This is a genomic window from Thermoactinospora rubra (genome assembly GCF_002093975.1).
Lineage (GTDB): Bacteria > Actinomycetota > Actinomycetes > Streptosporangiales > Streptosporangiaceae > Nonomuraea > Nonomuraea rubra_A.
Map to the genome: position 1 here is coordinate 54,022 of NZ_MSZZ01000053.1, position 20,840 is coordinate 74,861.

Genomic DNA, 20,840 nt, shown 5'->3' on the forward strand with positions numbered 1-20,840 from the left:
CGCCTCACCACCCCCTTGATCCTCTTCCCTCACATGATCCTCTCCCCTCACATCGGTTCCCTCCCGCTCCCTCGCACCGATCCCCTCACTTCCCTCGACCCCTATCCCCCTGCTTCTCCGCACGGTCCCTTTTCTGTTCACCGGTTCCCTTCGCCCTCGCTCACTTGCCGCATCTCCTTTCTCGCCCGCTCCCCTTCTCGCCACTTCTCTTGTCGCCCGCTGCCAGCCGCCTGCCGTACCTGGCTATGCCGACCTGCCCCGCGTGGACATGCCCCCTCGTGATCGGGCGCCCGACACTGCGCCGAGAGTGAGGAAGCGGGAGCGAGGAGGCGGGAACCGACGATCCACCAGCACCGCGCCATGCGGGTGCGCCCGCACCTCGGCGCCGAGCAGGACATCGCCGCACACCACGGCACACGACCCGGAACCCCGGGCGAACAGGTGTTAACACCAGGCGCGGACGGGCGGGAACCGCCTTGAGCGATCAGCGGCGGAAAGCCGCCCGCAGTACACCTCAAAGCCCGCAGTACACCCCAAAAGCGTTCCTTCGGCGCTCCTCGAAAAGGCACGCCTCCAGCAAGCCCCGAGAAGGTCAGGCCTTCGGCTCCTCCGACGGAGGTTCGAGGGTGCGCGGGCGGCGCGGTGGGGCGGGCAGGCAGATGCGGTCCCGGCCCAGTTCCTTGGCCCGGTAGAGCGCGAGGTCGGCCGCCGCGAGCAGTTCGATGAGGTCGTCGCCGTGCAGGCTCATGACCGCCACGCCCGCGGAGATCGTGACGGTGATCAGGGCGTCGTCGATCGGGATGGCCATGCGGCCGACCCGGGTGCGCAGGCGTTCGGCGACCCTGCGAGCCTCGGCCACGTCGGCGCCCGGCAGCAACACGACGAACTCCTCGCCGCCGAAACGCCCCACGACGTCGTAGTCACGCAACTGCGAGCGCAGCGTCGCCGCCACTCCCGCGAGGACCTGGTCGCCGACGAGGTGGCCATGCGTGTCGTTGACCCGCTTGAAGTGGTCGATGTCGATGATCAGCAGGGCGAGAGTCTCTCCGGTACGGCGGGCGCGCACGATCTCGGTGTCGGCCTCGCGCTGCCACGCCGCGGCGTTGAGCAGGCCGGTCTTGGGATCGGTGCGCGCGGCGGCCTGAAGCTGCGCGTGGAGCAGGCTGCGCTGCAGCAACACGACCGGAGGCAGGGTGAGCACCAGCAGGGCGAGGTTGATGCCGCACGCGATCGCCACCACGACGCCGAGGCACAGCTCCACCACGTCGAGCATGACGCTCTCCCGGTCCCACAGCACCTCCCTCCAGCGCGTGTCGGGGTCGGCGGTGTGCGCGGCGACCGCGATCAACCCGGTGTTGAGCACCGTGAACAGCACCGCGCACCCGATCGCCAGCACGATGGTCGAGCCCGAGCCGCGCCAGAGCGCCGAGACGTCGGGAACCACGGCGTGGAAGGCCGTGGACGCGGCGCACCCCGCCAGGCCGATCGCCGCCGAGCTGAAGACCCGGCGGTAGAGCACCGTCGCGCGGACCCTCCACTGGAGGAGTACCTGCAACACGATCGGCGAGAAGAGGGCGTAGAGCGGCGGCAGCAGCAGAGCGACCGGCAGCCACCACGCCGAGAGGAGGTCGCGTGAGACGCCCGCCGGCATGCCCAGCCGCCGCGTCGCCTCGATGCACACCGCGCCGCACGCCATCAGCGCGGCGAAGGTCGCCAGGTGGGACCAGCGGAAGTCGTTGAGCGCGGCGAACACCGCGATCGCCACGAGATCCAGCGCGACGATCCCGCAGAGGTAGACGACGAGGGCTTGACGCTGGCCGAGCAACGGCCAACGACCGGCGAGAGCTGACACACCGTCGCGAGGCTTGACCGAGGTGTGACTGGACGCCGCCATCTCGTCTCCTCTCAACCTAACGATGTGTAACACAATAGTTGCGGAGTGTGCGTCGCGCGACGGGAACCGCTACCTTTGGCACCGTGGCCACAATTCGATCTGTGGCCCTTCAGTGGTGCCGCTCACTCCGCGAGCGGGCCGTGCAGGAAAGGAGCAGCCATGGTGCGGGGCGTGACCTGGACCTGACAGGTGCTCACGCCATCAGGCAAGGACCATGCCGTCGGCCGACAAGCTGATCTCCGGCCATCTCGACCGATGCCCCCTCCCCTCCCCCTCCCCTCCCCATGGCCCCGCGTGCCGGCCTGCCCTCCCTGTCTGGTCCTCCTCGACCTGTCTGGTCCTCCTCGGCGTCTCCGCGGGTGCTCAAGGCGCAACCCACCGCTATGACCGTGGCGGTGTCGAGAGGCCTCGCCGGCCCCTCGGCACAGTCCGGCCCGCGCACGCCAGACGGCCTTGGCCAAACGACCACCAGCAGCGCGCACATCGCCAACCAGCCCGCGCACGCCAGACGGCCTTGGCCAGGACACTAAGCGGCCCTGGCCATACGACCGCCGGCAGCGAGCACACCACCAACCAGCCCGCAGACGCTAAGCGGCCTTCGCCTCCACCGGCCACGGAGCGTCGTCGTCCTCGGACCCCGAGGCGTCATCCGAGCCCTCCCCGGCGACCTCGGCCTGCGCCTTCTGGATGCCCGGCCTGCTGTAACGCCCTGCCGCGCCCATGGCCCAGTCTTCGGTGTCCTGGTCCAGGCGCTCCCGGTCCTCCCTGCTCATCGGCCCCGCGGTCCCCGAACGCTCCGGCTTGGAGAACGCCCCGAGCCCCCAGCGAAGGTCGTGACCGACGGCCGACGCCTCGATCTCGGGCATGAACCGGCGATCGTCCTCCGGCCCGAACTCCCTGATCCGCAGCCTGCCCGAGACGATGACCGGGTGCCCGACCTTGACGGACTGCGCGACGTTGTCGCCGAGGCCGCGCCAGCAGCGCACCGCGAAGTAGACCGTGTCGCCGTCGGCCCACGCCTGGTTCTTCCTGTCGAAGTAGCGGTGCCGGGACGCCACGCGCAAAGAGGTGACCCGCGATCCGTCGTCGAAGGTGTGCTGGCGTGGCTCGGCTGCGACGTTGCCGGTGATCGTGACGTAGATGTCGTTCATCGTTCCTCCCGTGTGGCGGGCGGGCTGCCCGCCGCGAGCCACACGGTGCCGTACGGGCCACCGGCCGCAAGCCGCTGAACCGCGTTCTGTGGACGACCGGCTGAGCAGGCGGCGCCCTGTGGACGAACGACCCGACGCGAGACCCTAACGGCCCAGCGTCCGCAAAGCCTCGGTGAACTCCGCGTGCCGCGCCAGCTCACGCTCCACCGGCTCGACCACCATGCTCTCCGCGACGGCCCCGACCCGCCGCCGCATCTCCAGCTCCAGCCGTTCGCGTTCCCGCGACGCCCCGAGCACCACGAAGTTGCGCGCCGCCACGGCCGACAGCCACCCCAGCCCCAGCACCGAGGCGAGCGCCACCCCGACCCACGGCAGCGTCGCCGGGTCGCCGACGCCTCCCGGCAGGTCGCCCAGCGGCAACAGCCCCGCCACCAGCCAGCCGAGGCCCAGGACGAAGGCCACGACCAGCAGGTACTGCCAAAGCTGCAGCACCCGCCACCATCCGGGCACCCGGTCCAGCCGCGGCGCGACCTCCTCCAGCTCCTCGGCCAGCGCCTGGGGCAGCTGGGCGGCGCGCGACTTGGCCGCGTGCTGCACCGCGGCCCGCCAGGCCGGGCGCATGCCGCCGGTCAGCCCGTCGGCCAGCGCCTGGACGGCGTTGTCGACCTCGGCCGGCTGCGCGCTCACCGCCCCGTCGGCCAGGTTCCTGATGTCCTCCCGCAGGTCGGTGAGCCGCAGGGCCTTCAGCGGGTCCGGGCGCAGCGCGGCCGCCCAGCGGGCGACCGGCCAGCCGACGTAGGCCGAGGAGCGTTCGGCGTAGATGTTCTCCAGCGCCTCGCCCACGGCCGGCACGCCGACGGCGTCGCACAGCGCGTCGGTCAGCCCGACCCTGCGCGCGGCGTCGACGCTGCCGGGCGCCTCGCCCGGCGGGTCGAGGCGGCGGACGAGCCGGTCCATGTCGGCCTCCAGCCGCTGGACGGCCGCCCGGCGCCGCGACACAGCGTCGGCCAGCACGCTCTTCAGCGAGTCGATGCCGCGCCCGGTCACCGCCGAGGTGGTCACGACGGTCGGCTGCGCGACGCCCTCGCGCCGCAGCAGGTCGTTGAGGTCGATGACGAGCTCGGCCAGCTCCTCGGGGGCCAGCCGGTCGACCTGGTTGAGCGCGAAGACCGTCACCGCGTCGTGCCCGGCCAGCTCCGCGATGTAGCGGCGGTGGGTGGCCGCGTCGGCGTACTTCTGCGGGTCCAGCACCCACACCACCAGGTCGGCCACGCCGATGAGCCGGTCGGCCTCGTGGTCGGTGAGCGCGCGGATGGAGTCGTGGTCGGGCAGGTCGAGCAGGATCAGGCCGTGCAGCTGCGACTCGCCCTTGTCCAGCGCCGAGGCGCGGGCGAAGCGGTGCCGCCACTGGATCTGCAGCCAGTCGAGCAGCGGCCCGGCGCCTTCCAGGCCCCACACGCAGGCGTGCGTGCGCGCCGTGGTCGGCCTGCGCACGCCGGTCGGCGACAGCTCCAGCCCGGAGATGGCGTTGAACAGCGAGGACTTCCCGCTGCCGGTGCCCCCGGCGAGCGCCACGACGGTGTGCTCGGCCGACAGCTTGAGCCTGTCGCCCGCGCGCAGCAGCAGCGCGCCCGCCTCGGACAGCACCTTCTGGTCGAGCCTGCCCTTGCCCAGCTCCACGATCTTGGACAGGACGGCGAGCCTGGGCCCGATCGAGCCCCGCGTGGCCAGAGTGGTCATCGGGATACCTCGAGGTTGTACGTCGCCTGGTAGAGACGGGTGGCCGCGGACTCGTCGGGGATCCCGGCGGCGTCGAGCACCCGCACGTACCGCATGGCCTCCTCGTCGAAGAGCATGCCGATCCTCGCCCGCAGGTCGCTCATGGACTTGGCGGCGATGCCGCGCAGCGACTCCGCGCCGAGCAGGGCCTTGACCAGCCGCTGCGGCACGCCGTCGGAGGAGCCGCCGAAGAGCCCCACCATGAAGATCAGCGCGAGGGACTCGGCGTCGAAGGAGACGACCTTGGACACCGACCGCTTGGCGACGCCCTCGGTGCGGATCAGCTCGGTCACGTGCTCCTGCCAGGCGGTGACCGCGCGGTTGGCCCGCCGTACCAGATCCTCCGAGGGCCGGTCCAGCCCCTCGACCAGCGTCTGTCCCAGCTCGGATCGGCGCCGCCAGCGGGCGGCGACCTCCTCGCTGGCGCGCGTGGCGGTGGAGGTGATCAGCGACTCCAGGCCGACGCGCAGCGCGGTCCTGAAGGCCACCAGCCGTTCGGGCATCTGCCGCTGCGCCCGGCCGCGCAGGTGGACGGTGCGCAGCAGGTCGCCCGAGCCGGCGAAGTCCCGCCAGCGGGCCAGCACCTCGCCGCGCAGCAGCGAGCCGTCGCGGGCGGCGGCGTCGACCTTGCTCGCGGCGGTCACGTAGGCGGCCTCGACGTCCTTGCGCAGCCCGGCGCGGAAGGCGACCTGGCTCTCCAGGTGCTTGGCCAGCGCCGGCACGCGGGTGCGGAAGCTGTCCAGCACGCCGTTGAGGGTCTGCCGTACGGCCAGCGCCCGCCTTTGCTCGTCCACCGACAGCTCGGCCAGCCACATGCGCAGGTCCGTCACCTCGCTGTCGGGCAGCCTGCCGTCGGTGACCTTCGACTCCTCGATGACGAACCGGTCGACCTCGCCCATGCCGTACTCGGTGAGCATGCGCACGAAGTGCTTCAGCACGGTCTCCCTGGCGCGTGGCTGCACCCGCGACAGCACGATCGCCAGCCGTACGGCCCGCTCCCTGGCCAGCCGGAGCAGCTGCCAGGCGGGGGCGTCGGCGTAGCGGGACGCCGTGGTCACGAAGATCCACAGGTCGGCGGCGTCGAGCAGCCGGTGCGCGATGTCGTGGTGCTCCTCGACGACCGAGTCGATGTCGGGGGTGTCCAGCAGGGCCACGCCCTGGGGCAGCTTCTCGGTGGCGACCACCACCAGGCTGCCCGAGCCCGCGTCGCGCGAGGGCTGCTCGATGCGCTTGAGCCCGGCCAGCAGGTCCCCTTCGGCGAACCAGCGCCGGTCGTCGGGGTGGCAGACCAGCACGGGCACGCCGGTGGTGGGCCGTCGCACGCCGGTGCGGCTGACGTTCTTCTCGGCCAGGGTATTGACCAGCGTGGACTTGCCCGCGCCGGTGGAACCGGCGACGACGATGAGCGCGGGCGCCGTCCTGACCCGCACGCGCGGCAGCACGTAGTCCTCGAGCTGGGCCAGGATCTCCTCGCGGGCCTTCCTGGCCTCCTCGACGCCGGGCAGCTCCAGGCCGAAGCGGAGGTTGATCACGCTTTCCCTGAGCTGGTTGAGGGCCGTGGTCAGCGTCTGGAGGGCTTCGCCGGGAAGGTCCTCGGCGTCCTCGGCGTCCTCACCGCCGTCTTCGGCCTGATCGGCCTTCGCAGCCGCCTCGGCCTCCGCGGGCTCGCTCTCGGCAGGCTCGGCCTCGGCCTGCTCGGCCTGCTCGGCGTCCGCGGGCTCGGCGGCGTCCCGCGGCGCGCCGGAGTCGAAGTCCTCCTTCACGGCGGGCACGGCAGGCATCGTCACGGTCTGCTCCCCGGATGACTCCGGATGATCTCTGTCGTTGGCAGGGGTTTTCACGGCACTCGCTCCGCTCGGACCATTTCGACCTCCTGGCCGACCCTGACGACGTCGCCGACGATGACGATCGCCGGCGGGCGTATGCCAGCCCCCGACACACGGTCGGCCACGGTGGAAAGCGAGGCGACAAGAGCCCGCTGGGTGGGAAGAGTACCGTCCTGTACCACCATTACGGGAGTTTCCGGCAAACGTCCTTCCCGAATCAGCACCTCGGCGATCTTCGGAAGCCGCTCGACGGCCATCATGAGGACCAGCGTCCCGGTGGAGCGCCCCAGGCCGGGCCAGTCCACGGTCGAGCTCGGGTCGTCGGGCTCGACGTGCACCGAGACGACGTGGAACTCCTGGCTGACGCCGCGGTGCGTCACGGGCACCCCGGCCGCCGCCGGCACCGCGACGGCGCTGGTGACGCCCGGCACCACCGTCACCGGAATCCCGGCGGCGGCGCAGGCCTGGACCTCCTCGAAACCCCTGCCGAAGACGAACGGGTCGCCGCCCTTGAGCCGCACGACGAACTTGCCCTCCCGGGCCCGCTCGACCAGCAGCTCGTTGATCTTCTCCTGGGGCAGCGCCCTGCCGTAGGGGACCTTGGCCGCGTCGACGAGCTCCACGTCGGGGGCCAGCTCGTCCAGCAGCGGACGCGGGATGAGGCGGTCGGCGATCACCACGTCGGCCTGGGAGAGCAGCTGCCGGCCGCGGACGGTGATCAGGCCGGGGTCGCCCGGGCCGCCGCCGACCAGCGCGACGCCGACGGGCTTGGTGCGGTTGCGGCGGGCGTCGACGGTGCCGTCGCGCAGCGCGCCGACCACGGCGTCGCGGATCCCGGCCGCGCGGCGCGGGTCGCCGCCCGCGGTGACGGCGACGCTGATCTCGTCCACGCGCCCGGAGGCGGGCGTCCAGGCCGCCGAGGCGTCGCGGTCGTCCGCGCGCACACACCAGATCCGCTTGGCCTCGGCCTCCGCCGCGACCGCCGCGTTCACCGCCCTGTCGTCGGTGCAGGCCTGCACGAGCCACGCGCCGTCGCAGTCGCCGACCTGGTACGGCCTGGCCTCCCAGGTGACGCGCCCGGCCGCGATGAGGTCGTCGAGCGCCGGGGTGACGCTCGGGGACACCAGGGTGACGGCGGCGCCGGCCTCGAGCAGCGCGGGCACGCGGCGCTGGGCGACGCGCCCACCGCCCACGACCAGGACCCGACGGCCGGAAAGGCGCAGACCGAGGAGGTAGGGGCCCATGTCGGCGAATCTCCCGTTGCGAAATCGGTGTGTCAGGACGCAAACCTACCGGGTGATATGAGTCATCCGCGTTAACGGCCGTCAAGGAGGGGCCGGCCGGGGTCCCACCGCGTCCCACCTGCGTGATCCGCCCGCCGCCTGGCCATCGCCGACAGCGCCTCCAGCACCACCCGGTTGCCCAGCAGCGCCGTGACGTCCGCGTGGTCGTACGGCGGAGCCACCTCCACCACCTCCATCCCGGCCACGGGCAGCTCGTAGCAGATCCGCCGCACCGAGTCCAGCAGCTCCCGGGCCGACAGCCCGCCGGGCTCGGGCGTCCCGGTGCCGGGCGCGTGGCCGGGATCGCACACGTCGATGTCGACCGACAGGAACACCTGGTCGCACTCGTCGAGCGCGATCGCGAACGCCTCGGTCAGGCACTCCTCCAGCCCGCGCCGGCCGATCTCCGTCATCTCGTAGGAGCGCATGCGCTGCGCGGCCATCCACTCCAGCGTCTCCGGGCCGGGCCAGTAGCCGCGCAGGCCGACCTGCAGGAACCGGTCGCCCCTGATCGCGCCGGACTCGATCAGGCGGCGCATGGGCTGGCCGTGGCCGTACAGGTGGCCGAAGGCGATGTCGCCGGTGTCGGCGTGCGCGTCGAAGTGGATCATGGAGGTACGGCCGGGCGCGTGGGCCCTGGCCGTGCCCCTGGCGTCGGGCAGGGCGATGGTGTGGTCGCCGCCGAGCACCAGGGGGATCGCGCCGGAGGCCGCCACGCGGTGGACGGCGTCCTCGATGGCGGCGATGGAGCCCTCGACGTCGCCGGAGTAGCACTCGACGTCGCCGGCGTCGACCACGCGCAGGTCGCGCAGGGCGTCCACGCGCAGGGCGAGGCTGGGGCGGGAGCCGTCCTGGGGCAGGTAGCAGGCCTGGCGCAGGGCCATCGGGCCGAACCGGGCGCCGGGACGGTTGGAGGTGCCGCCGTCGAAGGGGGCTCCGACGATCACGACGTCGGCGTCCGCGTAGGTGGAGGGGTCGTCGAGGCGGCAGCGCTCGACGCCGAGGAAGGTGATGTCGGGGCCGTACATCGCGCTCATCGCGGCTTCTCCGACACTCCGGCGGAGTCGAAGGTGGCGACCTCGTGCATCACGCGGACGGCGGCGCAGACGACGGGGTGGGCGAGCAGGCCGCCGGTGCCCTCGCCCAGGCGCATCTCCAGGTCCATGATGGGGCGCAGGCCCAGGTGCTCCAGGGCGATGCGGTGGCCGGGCTCGGCGGAACGGTGACCGGCGACGCAGTGGTCGAGGACGGCGGGCGCGAGCCCGGCGGCGGCCAGGGCGGCGGCCCCGGCGATGACGCCGTCGAGGATGACGGGGACGCGGCAGGCGGCGCCGCCGAGGATGAACCCGGCGATGGCGGCGTGCTCGAACCCGCCGACCTTGGCCAGGACGTCCAGCGCCGCGCCGTCGCCGCCTCCCGCCTCCGCCAAGCCGCCCGCCGTAGGCGGTGCGGACACGGAGGGGACGGGAGTGGGCTGGGCGGGCGTGAGGGCGTTGACGTGCAGGGCCCGGCGGATGACGGCGATCTTGTGCTCCAGCGTGGCGTCGTCGATGCCGGTGCCCCGGCCGGTGACGTCGGCGGGGTCGCGGCCCGTGAAGGCCGCCACGAGCGCCGCCGAGGCCGTGGTGTTCGCGATGCCCATGTCGCCGGTGATCAGGCAGCGGGCGCCCGAGGACACCAGGGACGCCGCGACCGCGATGCCCGCCTCGACCGCGGCGGTCGCCTGCTCGACGGTCATCGCCGGGCCCCTCGACAGGTCGGCCGTGCCGTACCCGATCTTGCGGATCTCCAGCCCCGGGGCCGGGTCCAGGTCGGCCGCGACGCCGACGTCCACGACCGTCACCGACGCCCCCGCCTGGGCCGCGAAGGCGTTCGCGACCGCCCCGCCGGCCAGGAAGTTGGCCACCATCTGGACCGTGACCTCCTGCGGCCAGGGGGTGACGCCCTGGGCGTGCACGCCGTGGTCGGCGGCGAAGATGGCCAGCGCGGCCGGGCTCGGCAGGGGCGGCGGGCAGCTACCGGCCGCGCCCGCGAGCCGTATCGCCACCTCCTCCAGCACCCCCAGCGAGCCGCGGGGCTTGGTCAGGCGGTCGGAGTGGGCCCGCGCCTCGGCCAGGGCGCGAGGGTCGGCGGGACGGATCGCGGCGAGGGTCTCGGCAAGCACGGACCCCAGCCTAGGAGACCGACTGCAGCCCGGCGAGAGGGCCGCTGGAGGACTTGAGCGCCTCCTCGTAGCGGTCGATGACCACGTCCGCCAGCGCCTCGCAGTCGCCGATCACCTCGGCGCAGCGGATGTCGAGCTCCGGGTGCCCGGCGCCGTAGGCCAGCGCCTGCGCCCACACCCGCTCCAGCATGCCGCCCGCGAACAGCAGGTACGGCAGGACGATCACGCGGCGCGCGCCCAGGCGGCGGCAGCGCTCCAGGCCGCCGGGGACGCCGGGCGGGGTCAGCGACACGAAGGCGGTCTCGACGGTCATGTAGTCGAAGGCGTGGGTCTCCCAGAACAGCCGGGACACGCGGTGGACCTCGGCGTTGGCCGCCGGGTCGGTGGAGCCCTCGCCGACCAGCACGACGGCGGTGTCGCTGGGGTCGTAGCGGGGCGGGTCGTCGTCGGTGACGAGCCGGAGGGGGCCGGTCTGGGGCAGGTCGCTGACGGCTTCCTCCAGGCGTTCGGCCAGCAGCGCCAGGACGCGGGGATCGGGGCCGAGGGGGCGGCCGGTGTCGTAGGTCAAGGTCGGGTGCCTTTCCTGCTCCAGTGCCATGGCGGCGGGGAACTCCTCGGCGACCCTGCTGAGGCTCAGCGGCAGCGCGACGAGCCGGTGGTGGCCGCGCGCGATGAGCGACGCGACCGAGTCGCTCAGCAGCGGCTTGGCCTGCCGCAGGTAGCCGCCCGACACGTCGGCGGCGGTCTGGTAGAGCCGGCAGCGGAGCCGGTGGACGAACCTGCCGAACTCAGCGGAACCCGTCTCGTCGTGCGAGCCCTGGCCGACGAGCAGCAACGGCGGCTTCATGTGTCGGGGTCACCTCGGGGGAAGAATTCCGGGACACGCGACAATAACAGGTCACGCGCGGTGAGCGAACACCCCGCAGCGTAGAAGCCTGTGGTCAGCCCGTCGAGTCGGGGACGGCATGGACGACGAAGACGGGTTCGGCGGGGGCCAGGCCGTGGCTGCCGTCGGGCAGCACGGTGATCGGGGCGGCCTGAATCTGGGTGCCCCGGGCGCGGTAGCCGTACTCGCGCAGCCGGCCCAGGACGGCCGGGACCTGTTCGATGACCTTCAGCGAGCACACCAGCGAGCGGGGCCGCCGCGCCGCGCAGGCGACGATCACGTCGGGCCCGCCGCCGCCCACGAAGACGGCGTCGGGGTCGGGCAGCGGCTCCAGCGCGGGCGGCGCCTGCCCCCGGGTGAGCGCGACCTTGACGCCGTGCCGGATGACGTTGCGGCGCAGCGCCTCGCACGCCGCCTGGTCGCGCTCGACGGCGACCACGGCCGCGCCGAGCCTGGCGCACTCGATCGCCAGCTCTCCTGTGCCCGCGCCGACGTCCCAGACCAGGTCCCCCAGCCGCGGTCCCAGCTTGGCCAGCACGAACGCCCGCACCTCGGGCGGGGTGTCGCCCGGCAGCGCCCACTCCTCCGGTCCTGGCCCGGCCCCGGCCAGCCAGCTTCTGGGCCGCGGCCGGTGCAGCGGGTCGATGACGAGCACGACGTCGGGGTCCTTCCACGGCCGGGTGGTGGCCTCGCCCATGCGGCTGTGGGTGACCCGCTCGTCGGGCCCGCCCAGGTCCTCGCACACGATCAGCGCGCGCGGCGTGGTGGGCGCGAGCTCCCTGGCCAGCTCGGCCGGGCCGACCCCCGGCGCGACGAGCACGGCGACCTTGTGGTGGGCGCGGCAGGCGTTGACCGCGCGGCTCAGCTCATGGGCGCCGGAGGGGGCGACGACGAGCGCGTCCTCCCAGTTCAGGCCCGCTTTGGCGAAGGCGCGGGCGACCAGCGACACGGCGGGCACGACGGCGGGCAGCAGGCCGTGCTCGCGCAGGTCCCGCACGACGCCGAAGAAGCCGGGGTCGCCCTCCGCCAGCACCACCGCGGGCCCCTCGCCGTGCTCCAGGTGCTGGTCCACGGTGGCGAGGAGATTGTCGTACGGCACCGCCCCCGGCACGCGCAGGTTGCGCAGGACGCGGTCGGGTCCGGTGACGAGTGCGGCCCGCTTGAGCAGGTCGAGCGCCTCGGGCGCCGGCGCCGACCCGTCCCAGCCGATGACGGTGAGGTTCACCCTTTCAGAGTGACCGCTCGGCGGCCAGGTCGGAAGGGACCATGCTGTAGAGGACCATGTCCTGTCCCTGGATGGAGCGGCGCATGACGCCCTCGCGGACGAACCCGGCCTTCTCCGCCACCCGCCGCGAGGCGGGGTTGCCGGGGGCCGCGCGCAGCTGGAGGCGGTTGAAGCCCTGCTCGCGCAACAGCCACTCGGCCACGGCCCGCGCCGCCTCCCCGGCGTAGCCCCTGCCCCTGGCCCACGGCGCGGTCATGTAGCCGATCTCGGCGACCCGGTGGTTCCAGTCGACGTCGCGCAGGTCCACGTTGGCCACCAGGCGCCCGCCGGCCAGCTCGGCGACCGCCCAGGCGATGCCGTGGCCGCGCAGCCGCATCCGCTCGGAGGTGGCCATGAAGGCCCGCGCGTGGGCCTCGGTGTAGCCGCGCGGCACGCCGGTCATGGCCTGGGTGAGCTCGTCGGCGCCGATCAGCGCCAGGTCGGGGGCGTCGGCGTCGGTGAAGCGGCGCAGCAGCAGCCGCTTCGTGCGCAGCTCCTGGCAGGGCAGCGCGGGAGGGGGCTCCCCGCTGTCGCCGCGCAGCAGGCTGAGCATGACCCTGTCGCGGGGGCCGTCGTCGCGGTCGTAGCCGCGCAGGACGCCTTCCCAGGTGAAGCCGGCCTTGTGGGCGACGCGCAGCGAGGCGAGGTCACCCGGGTCGGCCGTCAGCTCGACGCGCTGCAGGCCGGTGGCGTCGAAGAGCCGGCGGGTCAGCGCGCGCAGCGCCTCGGTCATGTAGCCGCGGCCGCGGTGGTCGGGGTGCGTGCCGTACGCGATCTCGGCCCTGCCGGCGCGCGGGTCGGTCCTGACCAGGCCGATCGCGCCGACGATCCGGCCGGCGGCGTCGGTGATCGCCAGGTACGCGGCGTGGGCGTCGGAGTCGGCGAGCCAGGCGGCCAGGCCGGGCCGCGTGGCCGGCACGCCCGGGGGCAGGGGCCCGGCTCCCGAGGAGACCACCGGCCACAGCCGGTCCAGGTCGTCCGCCGCGAACCTGCGCAGCACCAACCGATCCGTGACGATCTTCACTGCCGGCTCGAACACCAACGCATCCTCTCATGGCGCCCGGGTAGGGGCGAGGACGAAAGGGGTGAATCGACTATGGAACGCGGAAGCGCCAAGCACAGCCCTCGCCTGGACGAGCACCAGAAGCAGGAGTCGGAGGGCGTCGTGCGCGGCGGTGGCCCCACGCACGCCGAGGAATGGAAGGAGCCCGAGCCGATGCCGGCGCCCGGGGAGGAGGCGCCGTCCCGGCACGCGCCCGGACACGAGCCCGGCGCCCCGGAGGGGATCGACTCCTACGGGGTGGACCTGCGCAGCGACATCGCCAGGTGGCTGAGCGACCAGATCTTCCCGGCCAGCCGGGAGGACCTGGTGCGGGAGGCCGAGCGGCCCGAGATGCCCGGCGAGGTGGCCCAAGCGCTGCGCCGCGTGCCGGAGGGCCAATACCACAACGTCGCGCAGGTGGCCAAGGCTCTGGGACTGGGCTTCGAGGAGCGGAGGTGGTGACCGGTGCGGCTGGACTTCATCCGTCCCCTGTATGAGCGGCGGGAGCCGTACGCCTCGGTCTACCTGACCGGGCTCAACGACGCCGAGCGGGAGCGAAGGTGGCGCTCGCTGCGCGAGCAGCTGCACGAGGCCGACCCGGGCACGCTGGAGGCCCTGGAGAAGGAGGTGGCCGTGCCGGCGGCGGCGCGGGCGCTGTTCGCCGCCAGCGGCGAGGTCGTGCTGGCCGAGGAGCTGCCGCGGGGGCGCGAGCTGGCGCAGTGGTCCCCGCTGCCGCTCGTCACGCCGATGCTCATGGAGCGCGGGGAGAACGTGCCGCACATCCGCGTGATCGTCGACCACGCGGGCGCCGAGGTGACCGTCTTCGGCGGCGGCTCGCCGCGCCGCTCCACCGTCGAGGCCGCCGCCTGGCCGCTGCAGAAGACGGCGCAGGGCGGCTGGTCGCAGAAGCGATACGAGCGCGGCGTGGAGGAGGCGTGGGAGCGCAACGCCGCGGCCGCCGCCCAGGAGATCGACGAGCAGGTCCACAGGATCGGCGCCGAGCTGGTCATCGTGGCCGGCGAGCCGAAGTCGCGCTCGCTGCTGTGCGACCACCTGGGGACCAAGACCGCCGACCGGGTGCTCATGGTGGAGCACGGCAGCCGCGACGACCACGGCGGCTTCGAGCGGGACGCCGAGACGGCGCTGGACGGCTGGCTGGAACGCCGCCGGGCCGAGCTGATCGAGCGCTACCGCGAGGCCGAGGGGCCCACCGGCCTGGCCGAGGTGGCGCACGCCCTGCGCGAGGGGCGGGCGCACGCGGTGCTGCTGCCCGGCGAGCTGGCCGACCCCGTGTGGATCGGCCAGGGCGGCACCCAGCTCGCCTCCTCGGCCGACGACCTGCGCCGCTGGGGGGTGGAGCAGCCGGTGCGCGAGCGGGCGGACTCGGCGCTGGCGAGGGCGGCGGCGATGACGGACGCCGAGCTGTGGTTCTGCCCTGAGCTGTCCGACGTGTGCGCGGTGATCAGATGGTGATCAGACAGTGATCAGGCGCTGATCACGACCTCGAGCGTGCGGGGCCCGTGGACGCCCTCCACGCGGTCCAGCTCGATGTCGCTGGTCGCCGAGGGCCCGCTGACCCAGGTCAGCGGGCTCGTCGGCGTCAGCCGGGCCAGCGCCTCCGGCACGCTCGCCACGATCTGGGCGGCCTGGACGACGCACAGGTGGTAGTCGGGCACGAGCGTGAGTGCCCGCCGCCCCTGGCGCTCGTCGAGCACGATCGTGCCGGTCTCGGCGACGGCGACCGCGCATCCGGTGACGACCCCGTCGACGCGGTCGAGCTCCGCGACGGACAGGCCGGGGCCGTCCAGGATGAGCTCGGCGGCGGCCCCGCGCACGGCCTCCAGCCACGGCAGCCCCTCGGGGGCGGCCATCCGCCTGCCCGCCACCAGCTCGGCGAGCCTGCCGGGCACCTCGGCCGCCGGGACGACGTGGACGACGGCCCGGTAGTCGCCCACGCGCTCGGCGAAGCGGCCCACCGGGTCCTCCAGCGTCACGTGGGTGCGGTAGCCGCGCGGGATCTCGACCTCCGGCGCGCCGGCGACGGCCCTCCTGATGCGGGCGAGGATCTCCTGCCTGGCGTTCACGAGCCGGACTCCTTCCACCAGTCGCGGAAGGACTGCCGCGGGATGTCGGGCACGTCCCTGGTGTCGGTCCAGGCGCCCAGCGGGCCGGGCAGGCGCCGCGGGATCAGCCTGCGCAGGCGGGCGGCCAGGCGCTGGGCCGCGGCGAGCCGTCCCTCGCGGGCGAACAGCCACCAGGCGGCCCGCATGCCGGCGCGCTCGGCCAGCCCGTGCGGGGCCTTGGCCCGCAGGTCGACGAGCACCTGCGGGATGTCGATCGCCACCGGGCAGACCTCGTAGCAGGCGCCGCACAGCGAGGAGGCGTACGGCAGGGAGGCGTCCAGCTCCGATCCCATGCCGCGCAGCTGCGGGGTGAGGATCGCGCCGATCGGCCCCGGATACACCGACCCGTAGGCGTGGCCGCCCGCCCGCTCGTAGACCGGGCACACGTTCAGGCAGGCCGAGCAGCGGATGCAGCGCAGCGCCTGGCGGCCCACCTCGTCGGCCAGCACCCGGGTGCGGCCGTTGTCCAGCAGCACCAGGTGGAAGTCCTGCCCCTCGACCGAGCCGGTCCACATCGAGGTGTAGGGGTTCATGCGCTCGCCGGTGGAGCTGCGCGGCAGCAGCTGCAGGAACACCTCCAGGTCGTGCCAGGCGGGCAGCAGCTTCTCGATGCCGACCACGCTGATCAGCGTCTCGGGCAGGCTCAGGCACATCCGCCCGTTGCCCTCCGACTCCAGCACCACCATCGTGCCCGTCTCGGCGATCATGAAGTTCGCGCCGGAGACGGCGACCTTGGCCTTCAGGAAGCGTTCGCGCAGGTGCAGCCGGGCGGCCTCGGCCAGGGCCCGGGGCTCGTCGGTGAGCCCTTCCGGCGCGCCGGGCATCTCGCGCAGGAAGATCTCGCGGATCTCGGCCCGGTTGCGGTGGATGGCCGGGACCAGGATGTGGCTGGGGAAGTCGTGGCCCAGCTGGACGATCAGCTCGGCCAGGTCGGTCTCGTAGGCGGTGATGCCGTGCGCGGCCAGGTGCTCGTTGAGGCCGATCTCCTGGGTGGCCATCGACTTGACCTTGACGACCTCGCGCTCGCCCGTGGCCTTGACCAGGTCGGTGACGATGCGGTTGGCCTCGGCGGCGTCGCGCGCCCAGTGGACGTGCCCGCCGCGCGCCGTGACGGCCTCCTCCAGCTGGAGGAGGTAGCGGTCCAGGTGGCGCAGGGTGTGGTCCTTGATCGCCCGGCCGGCGGCGCGCAGGTCCTGCCAGTCGGGCAGCTCCGACACCACGGCGGCGCGCTTGCCGCGAATGGTGTGCGTGGCTTTTCGGAGGTTGAAGCGGAGCTGCGAGTTCTGTACGGCTTTCGCCGCATTCTTCGGAAAATCGGTATTTTTCGACAGATTTCCCGGCATCCCGAGGAAAGTGGCGCTCATTCCGTCGCCTCCAGGATCTCGGCGAGGTGCATGACGCGCACGCCGGTCCTCTGCCGCCGCAGCGTGCCGCCGATGTGCATCAGGCACGAGTTGTCCGCCGCGCACAGCACCTCGGCCCCGGTGCCGAGCACGTTGCGCACCTTGTCGGCGCACATGGCCGCCGACACGGCGGGGTTCTTGACCGCGAACGTGCCACCGAAGCCGCAGCACTCCTCGGCCCCCGGCAGCGGGACCAGCTCCAGACCGCGCACCTTGCGCAGCAGCCGGGTGGGCCGGTCGCCCAGGTGCAGCCCGCGCAGCGAGTGGCAGGTGGGGTGGTAGGTCACCCGGTGCGGGAAGTAGGCGCCCACGTCCTCCACCTCCAGCACGTCGATGAGGAACTCCGACAGGTCGTGCACCGCCGGGAAGTCCCGGCCGATCAGCCGCGGGTACTGCTCCCGCACCATGGCCGCGCACGATCCCGACGGCGCCACGACCGCGTCGTATCCGGCGAACACCCCGGCGAAGCGCCGCGCCAGCCGTACGGCCTCCTCGCGGTAGCCGGTGTTGAGGTGCATCTGCCCGCAGCAGGTCTGCGCGAGCGGGAAGTCCACCTCGCAGCCCAGCCTGCGCAGCAGCGACACCACCGCCCGCCCGGTGCCGGGGAACAGCGTGTCGTTCACGCAGGTGACGAAGAGCGCGACCCGCACGGCGACCCCTTTCGCTGTATGGTCAGACCACTGTATGGTCTGACCATATGGCAGCGAACTGGGAGCCCGTCAAGCGCACCCGCACCTTCGAGGACGTGCTGGCGAGGATCGAGCAGCGCATCGCCGAGGACGGCCTCAAGCCCGGCGACCGGCTGCCGGGCGAGCGCCAGCTGGCCGAGCAGCTCCGGGTCGGCCGCTCCTCGGTGCGCGAGGCGCTGAGGGTGCTGGAGACGCTCGGTGTCGTCTCCTCCCAGGCCGGGCGGGGGCCCGACGCGGGCGCGGTGCTCACCTCCCGCCCCGATTCCCCGCTCACCGACCTGCTGCGCCTCCACCTCGGTCTGACCGGCCTGGAGCTGCGCGAGGTCATCGAGACCCGGCTGATGATCGAGCAGTTCGCCGCCGCCAACGCGGCCCGCCGCGGCGACGCCGAGCTGTCCGCGCTGGACGACGCCGTCGCGGCGATGGAGCGGGCCCGCACCGCGGAGGAGTTCGTGGCCGGCGACATCGCCTTCCACTGCGCCATCGCCGACGCCTCGGGCAACCGGCTGATCGCGGCGTTCATGCGGTCGCTGCGCGACTCGGCCCGCCGCTACGCGGTGGAGGCCGTCGAGCGGCTGGCCGACACCTCCGTGCTGCGGGCCGACCACCGGCGCATCCTGGCGGCCATCCGCTCGGGCGACCCGGAGGAGGCGGCGCGTGCGGTCGCCGACCACCTGCGCCACGCCTACCCCGCGCTGTTCGCTTAAGGGTTCACCGGAACAGGCCGGCGTGGTCGCGGACCGGCGGCCGGCCGGGGAGCTGCCCGCCCCCGCCTCCCGCGCCTACCGCTCCAGCTGATCGGCCGTCCGGCAGCCCGCGCCCGAGCAGCCGCGCATGGCCTGCAGCAGCGACTCCAGCCGGGCCAGCAGCTCGGGGTCGGCGGTCGCGGCGAGGTTGTCCAGCTGGTAGGGGTCGGCCGTCAGGTCGTACAGCTGCCTCTCCCCGGTGACGTAATGGACGTAGGTGTAGCGGTCGGTGCGCAGCGCGGCGTAGGGCGGCACCGGCGTCTGGCGGGCGGAGATCCGGTTCTCCGGCCGGAAGAACTCCACCAGGACGTGGCGGCGCCAGCCGTCCGGGCGCCGGCCCTTGAGGAACGGCACCAGCGAGCGGCCCTCGGCGAAGGCCGGCGGGGCCGCGCCGCCCAGCTCCGCGAAGGTGGGCGCGAGGTCGATGTTGGCGGTCAGGTCGCGGACGACGCCGGGCGCGACGCCGGGGCCGCGCACGACCAGCGGCACGTGGATGGACTCCTCGAACGGGGTGGTCTTGCCCTGCTTGAGCCGGTGCGTGCCGAGGTGGAAGCCGTTGTCGGAGGCGAAGAACACGTAGGTGTCCGACAGCTTCCCCGCCTGGTCCAGCGTGGTGAGGAGCGAGCCCACCATGTCGTCGACGCCCAGCATGGCCCGCATCCGGCGGCGGTAGCGGTCGTCGATCGCCGCGATGCCCGCCTCCTTGATCTTGGGGCGCGAGCGCAGCCACCCGGGCTCCCGCGACACGTCGTCCTGGTTGAACGACGGCGGGCGGGGGGCCTTCAGATCGGAGAAGGCCGTCGCGTGCCGTACCGCGGGGTTGGCGGGGTTGTGCGGCGCGATGGGCGCCAGGTAGAGGAAGAACGGCTGGTCGGAGGCGGTGATGAAGTCCTTGGCCTTGGCCGTCAGCACGTCCTCGATGTAGTCCTGCTCGGCCCAGCCGTAGTCGGCCAGCCTGCCGTTGGAGTTCAGGGTGTAGCCGTAGGACTCGTACAGCCCGCGGACGGGCACGTGCCAGTCGTTCCAGCCGGGCGGCACGTAGGTGGGCGCGGCCGCCTCGCCCGGGTAGTGGTTGAGGTACTTGCCCATCATGGCCGTGCGGTATCCGGCAGCCTGCATCCACGTGCCGATGGTGGAGCGTTCCAGGCCCAGGCGCGTGAACCTGTCGAAGCCGCCCTCCGGGGCGGTGTTGGTGAGGACGCCGTGGCTGTGGACGTGCTGCGAGCGCAGGATCGAGGCGCGCGAGGGGCAGCACCAGGAGTTCGTCACGAAGTAGCGGTCGAAGCTGAGGCCTCGCCGTACCAAAAGATTGGAAATATTGGGGAAATGCTCCAAATTTCCGTAATCGAGGTCATCGGTGAGGATGAGGATGATGTTCGGTTTGGCGGGCTGAACCCGTCCCGAAGCGGCCAGGGGCTCGGCGGCGACCACGAGCAGCATCAGGATGCACACGGCGCGACACAAGCCCTTCAGCACAGAGGTCACTGTCCCCTGAAGATCATGCATTGACACCCGGCGCCGAATAGTAGAACGTGTTCTAATGAAGCTCGGCTTGAACCTCGGCTACTGGCAACGCACCCCCCATGACGCAACCGACCTGGTCCAGGCGGCCGAGCGCCTCGGCTACGACTCGGTCTGGACGGCCGAGGCCTACGGCAGCGACGCCTTCACGCCGCTGGCCTGGTACGGCGCACGCACCTCCCGCATCCAGCTTGGCACGTCGGTCGCGCAGCTCTCCGCCCGGACCCCCGCCGCGACCGCCATGACCGCCATGACGCTGGACCACCTGACCGGCGGGCGCCTGCTGCTCGGCGTCGGGGCCTCGGGCCCGCAGGTCGTCGAGGGCTGGTACGGCCAGCCGTTCGCCAGGCCGCTGGCCAGGACGCGCGAGTACGTCGAGATCATGCGCAAGATCTGGCGCCGCGAGGAGCCGGTGACCAGCGACGGCCCCCACTACCCGCTGCCGCTGCCCGGCGGGCTCGGCAAGCCGCTCAAGCTCATCACCCACCCGCTGCGCGGCGACATCCCCGTCTACATCGGCGCGGAGGGCCCCAAGAACGTCGCGCTGGCCGCCGAGATCGCCCAGGGCTGGCTGCCGCTGTTCGCCTTCCCCGAGAAGATCACCGAGATGTACGGCGACGCCCTGGCCGGGGCCCCGGCGGACTTCGACGTCGCGGCCATGGTCATGGTGCTGGTCACCGGCGACGTGCGGGAGGCGCTCGACACGGTCAGGCTCATGCTCACGCTGTACATCGGCGGCATGGGCGCCAAGCACCGCAACTTCCACGCCGACGTCATCGGCCGGATGGGCTTCGCCGCGGCGGCCGAGCGCATCCAGGCCCTCTACCTGGCGAGCAGGAAGGAGGAGGCCTTCCGCGCCGTGCCGGACGAGCTGGCCGACGGCATCTCGCTCGTGGGCCCGCCGGGGCGGATCAAGGAGCGGCTGCGGCCGTGGCTGGCCGGCCCGGTGACGAGCCTGCTGGTGATGGGCCCGCGCGACGAGGAGACGCTCAAGATCGTGCGGAACCTGGTGCTGGGCTAGAATCAATGCCGTATAGATAGGCGTTGGGTGCTTGTGTCAAGTCGCCTG

General features: G+C 73.0%; 18 protein-coding genes. 4 read left to right on the forward strand and 14 right to left on the reverse strand.

Annotation, left to right across the window (positions count from 1 at the left end; all coding sequences use genetic code 11):
* Positions 1-592: 592 nt before the first annotated feature.
* The 10 genes from BSB02_RS32200 to BSB02_RS32245 form a co-directional block, all read right to left on the reverse strand.
* Entirely contained in the window at positions 593-1,894 is a 1,302-nt protein-coding gene (locus BSB02_RS32200; protein WP_084964751.1) for a GGDEF domain-containing protein, read from the reverse strand.
* 587 nt (positions 1,895-2,481) lie between these two features.
* Positions 2,482-3,045 carry a single-stranded DNA-binding protein gene (locus BSB02_RS32205; RefSeq protein WP_084964752.1) on the reverse strand — a complete coding sequence of 188 codons (564 nt, stop codon included), beginning with the start codon at positions 3,043-3,045 and terminating at the stop codon, positions 2,482-2,484.
* Between the two features lie 144 nt (positions 3,046-3,189).
* Complete coding sequence (locus BSB02_RS32210) at positions 3,190-4,785, reverse strand: GTPase (RefSeq protein WP_084964753.1); 1,596 nt, start codon at positions 4,783-4,785, stop codon at positions 3,190-3,192.
* Positions 4,782-6,605 (reverse strand): dynamin family protein, encoded by a 1,824-nt coding sequence (locus BSB02_RS32215; protein WP_084964772.1) that lies wholly within the window; start codon positions 6,603-6,605, stop codon positions 4,782-4,784. Before BSB02_RS32215 ends, BSB02_RS32210 begins: the two co-directional genes overlap by 4 nt.
* Before the next feature lie 56 nt (positions 6,606-6,661).
* Positions 6,662-7,894, reverse strand: coding sequence for a uroporphyrinogen-III C-methyltransferase (gene cobA / locus BSB02_RS32220; RefSeq protein ID WP_084964754.1), 1,233 nt, complete (start codon positions 7,892-7,894; stop codon positions 6,662-6,664).
* Between the two features lie 71 nt (positions 7,895-7,965).
* Positions 7,966-8,970 (reverse strand): agmatinase, encoded by a 1,005-nt coding sequence (gene speB / locus BSB02_RS32225; protein WP_169729458.1) that lies wholly within the window; start codon positions 8,968-8,970, stop codon positions 7,966-7,968.
* Positions 8,967-10,097, reverse strand: a complete 1,131-nt coding sequence (locus BSB02_RS32230) for a nicotinate-nucleotide--dimethylbenzimidazole phosphoribosyltransferase (RefSeq protein WP_084964756.1) — start codon at positions 10,095-10,097, stop codon at positions 8,967-8,969. Before BSB02_RS32230 ends, speB begins: the two co-directional genes overlap by 4 nt.
* A gap of 10 nt (positions 10,098-10,107) precedes the next feature.
* Complete coding sequence (locus BSB02_RS32235) at positions 10,108-10,944, reverse strand: sirohydrochlorin chelatase (RefSeq protein WP_084964757.1); 837 nt, start codon at positions 10,942-10,944, stop codon at positions 10,108-10,110.
* Between the two features lie 94 nt (positions 10,945-11,038).
* Positions 11,039-12,208 (reverse strand): bifunctional cobalt-precorrin-7 (C(5))-methyltransferase/cobalt-precorrin-6B (C(15))-methyltransferase, encoded by a 1,170-nt coding sequence (locus BSB02_RS32240; RefSeq protein WP_084964758.1) that lies wholly within the window; start codon positions 12,206-12,208, stop codon positions 11,039-11,041.
* Positions 12,209-12,212: 4 nt separating this feature from the next.
* On the reverse strand, positions 12,213-13,286 hold the full coding sequence (locus BSB02_RS32245; RefSeq protein ID WP_158088790.1) for a GNAT family N-acetyltransferase: 1,074 nt from the start codon (positions 13,284-13,286) through the stop codon (positions 12,213-12,215).
* 57 nt (positions 13,287-13,343) lie between these two features.
* Here BSB02_RS32245 and BSB02_RS32250 point away from each other — a divergent pair, with 57 nt between their 5' ends.
* Together BSB02_RS32250 and BSB02_RS32255 are read left to right on the forward strand one after the other, a co-directional pair.
* Complete coding sequence (locus BSB02_RS32250) at positions 13,344-13,751, forward strand: DUF2795 domain-containing protein (protein WP_084964760.1); 408 nt, start codon at positions 13,344-13,346, stop codon at positions 13,749-13,751.
* Positions 13,752-13,754: 3 nt separating this feature from the next.
* Complete coding sequence (locus BSB02_RS32255) at positions 13,755-14,762, forward strand: baeRF2 domain-containing protein (RefSeq protein ID WP_084964761.1); 1,008 nt, start codon at positions 13,755-13,757, stop codon at positions 14,760-14,762.
* Between the two features lie 11 nt (positions 14,763-14,773).
* On the opposite strand, the gene BSB02_RS32260 is transcribed toward BSB02_RS32255, so the two are convergent.
* From BSB02_RS32260 to BSB02_RS32270, 3 genes are read right to left on the reverse strand one after another with little or no spacing between them, the layout of a single operon-like run.
* A complete protein-coding gene (locus BSB02_RS32260) occupies positions 14,774-15,373 on the reverse strand; it encodes a LutC/YkgG family protein (protein ID WP_084964762.1) in 600 nt (199 codons plus the stop codon).
* Positions 15,370-16,776 (reverse strand): lactate utilization protein B, encoded by a 1,407-nt coding sequence (locus tag BSB02_RS32265; protein ID WP_084964763.1) that lies wholly within the window; start codon positions 16,774-16,776, stop codon positions 15,370-15,372. The genes BSB02_RS32260 and BSB02_RS32265 overlap by 4 nt, the downstream gene beginning before the upstream one ends.
* The gene (locus BSB02_RS32270; RefSeq protein WP_084964764.1) at positions 16,773-17,465 is read right to left on the reverse strand and encodes a (Fe-S)-binding protein; all 693 of its coding nucleotides are present in this window, start codon (positions 17,463-17,465) and stop codon (positions 16,773-16,775) included. Before BSB02_RS32270 ends, BSB02_RS32265 begins: the two co-directional genes overlap by 4 nt.
* Before the next feature lie 47 nt (positions 17,466-17,512).
* Between BSB02_RS32270 and BSB02_RS32275 the strand changes: the two genes are divergently transcribed.
* Positions 17,513-18,211, forward strand: a complete 699-nt coding sequence (locus BSB02_RS32275) for a FadR/GntR family transcriptional regulator (protein ID WP_084964765.1) — start codon at positions 17,513-17,515, stop codon at positions 18,209-18,211.
* A 75-nt stretch (positions 18,212-18,286) separates the two neighbouring features.
* On the opposite strand, the gene BSB02_RS32280 is transcribed toward BSB02_RS32275, so the two are convergent.
* Positions 18,287-19,702, reverse strand: coding sequence for a sulfatase family protein (locus BSB02_RS32280; RefSeq protein ID WP_240506830.1), 1,416 nt, complete (start codon positions 19,700-19,702; stop codon positions 18,287-18,289).
* Positions 19,703-19,790: 88 nt separating this feature from the next.
* Here BSB02_RS32280 and BSB02_RS32285 point away from each other — a divergent pair, with 88 nt between their 5' ends.
* Positions 19,791-20,792, forward strand: a complete 1,002-nt coding sequence (locus BSB02_RS32285; protein WP_084964767.1) for an LLM class F420-dependent oxidoreductase — start codon at positions 19,791-19,793, stop codon at positions 20,790-20,792.
* Positions 20,793-20,840 lie beyond the last annotated feature (48 nt).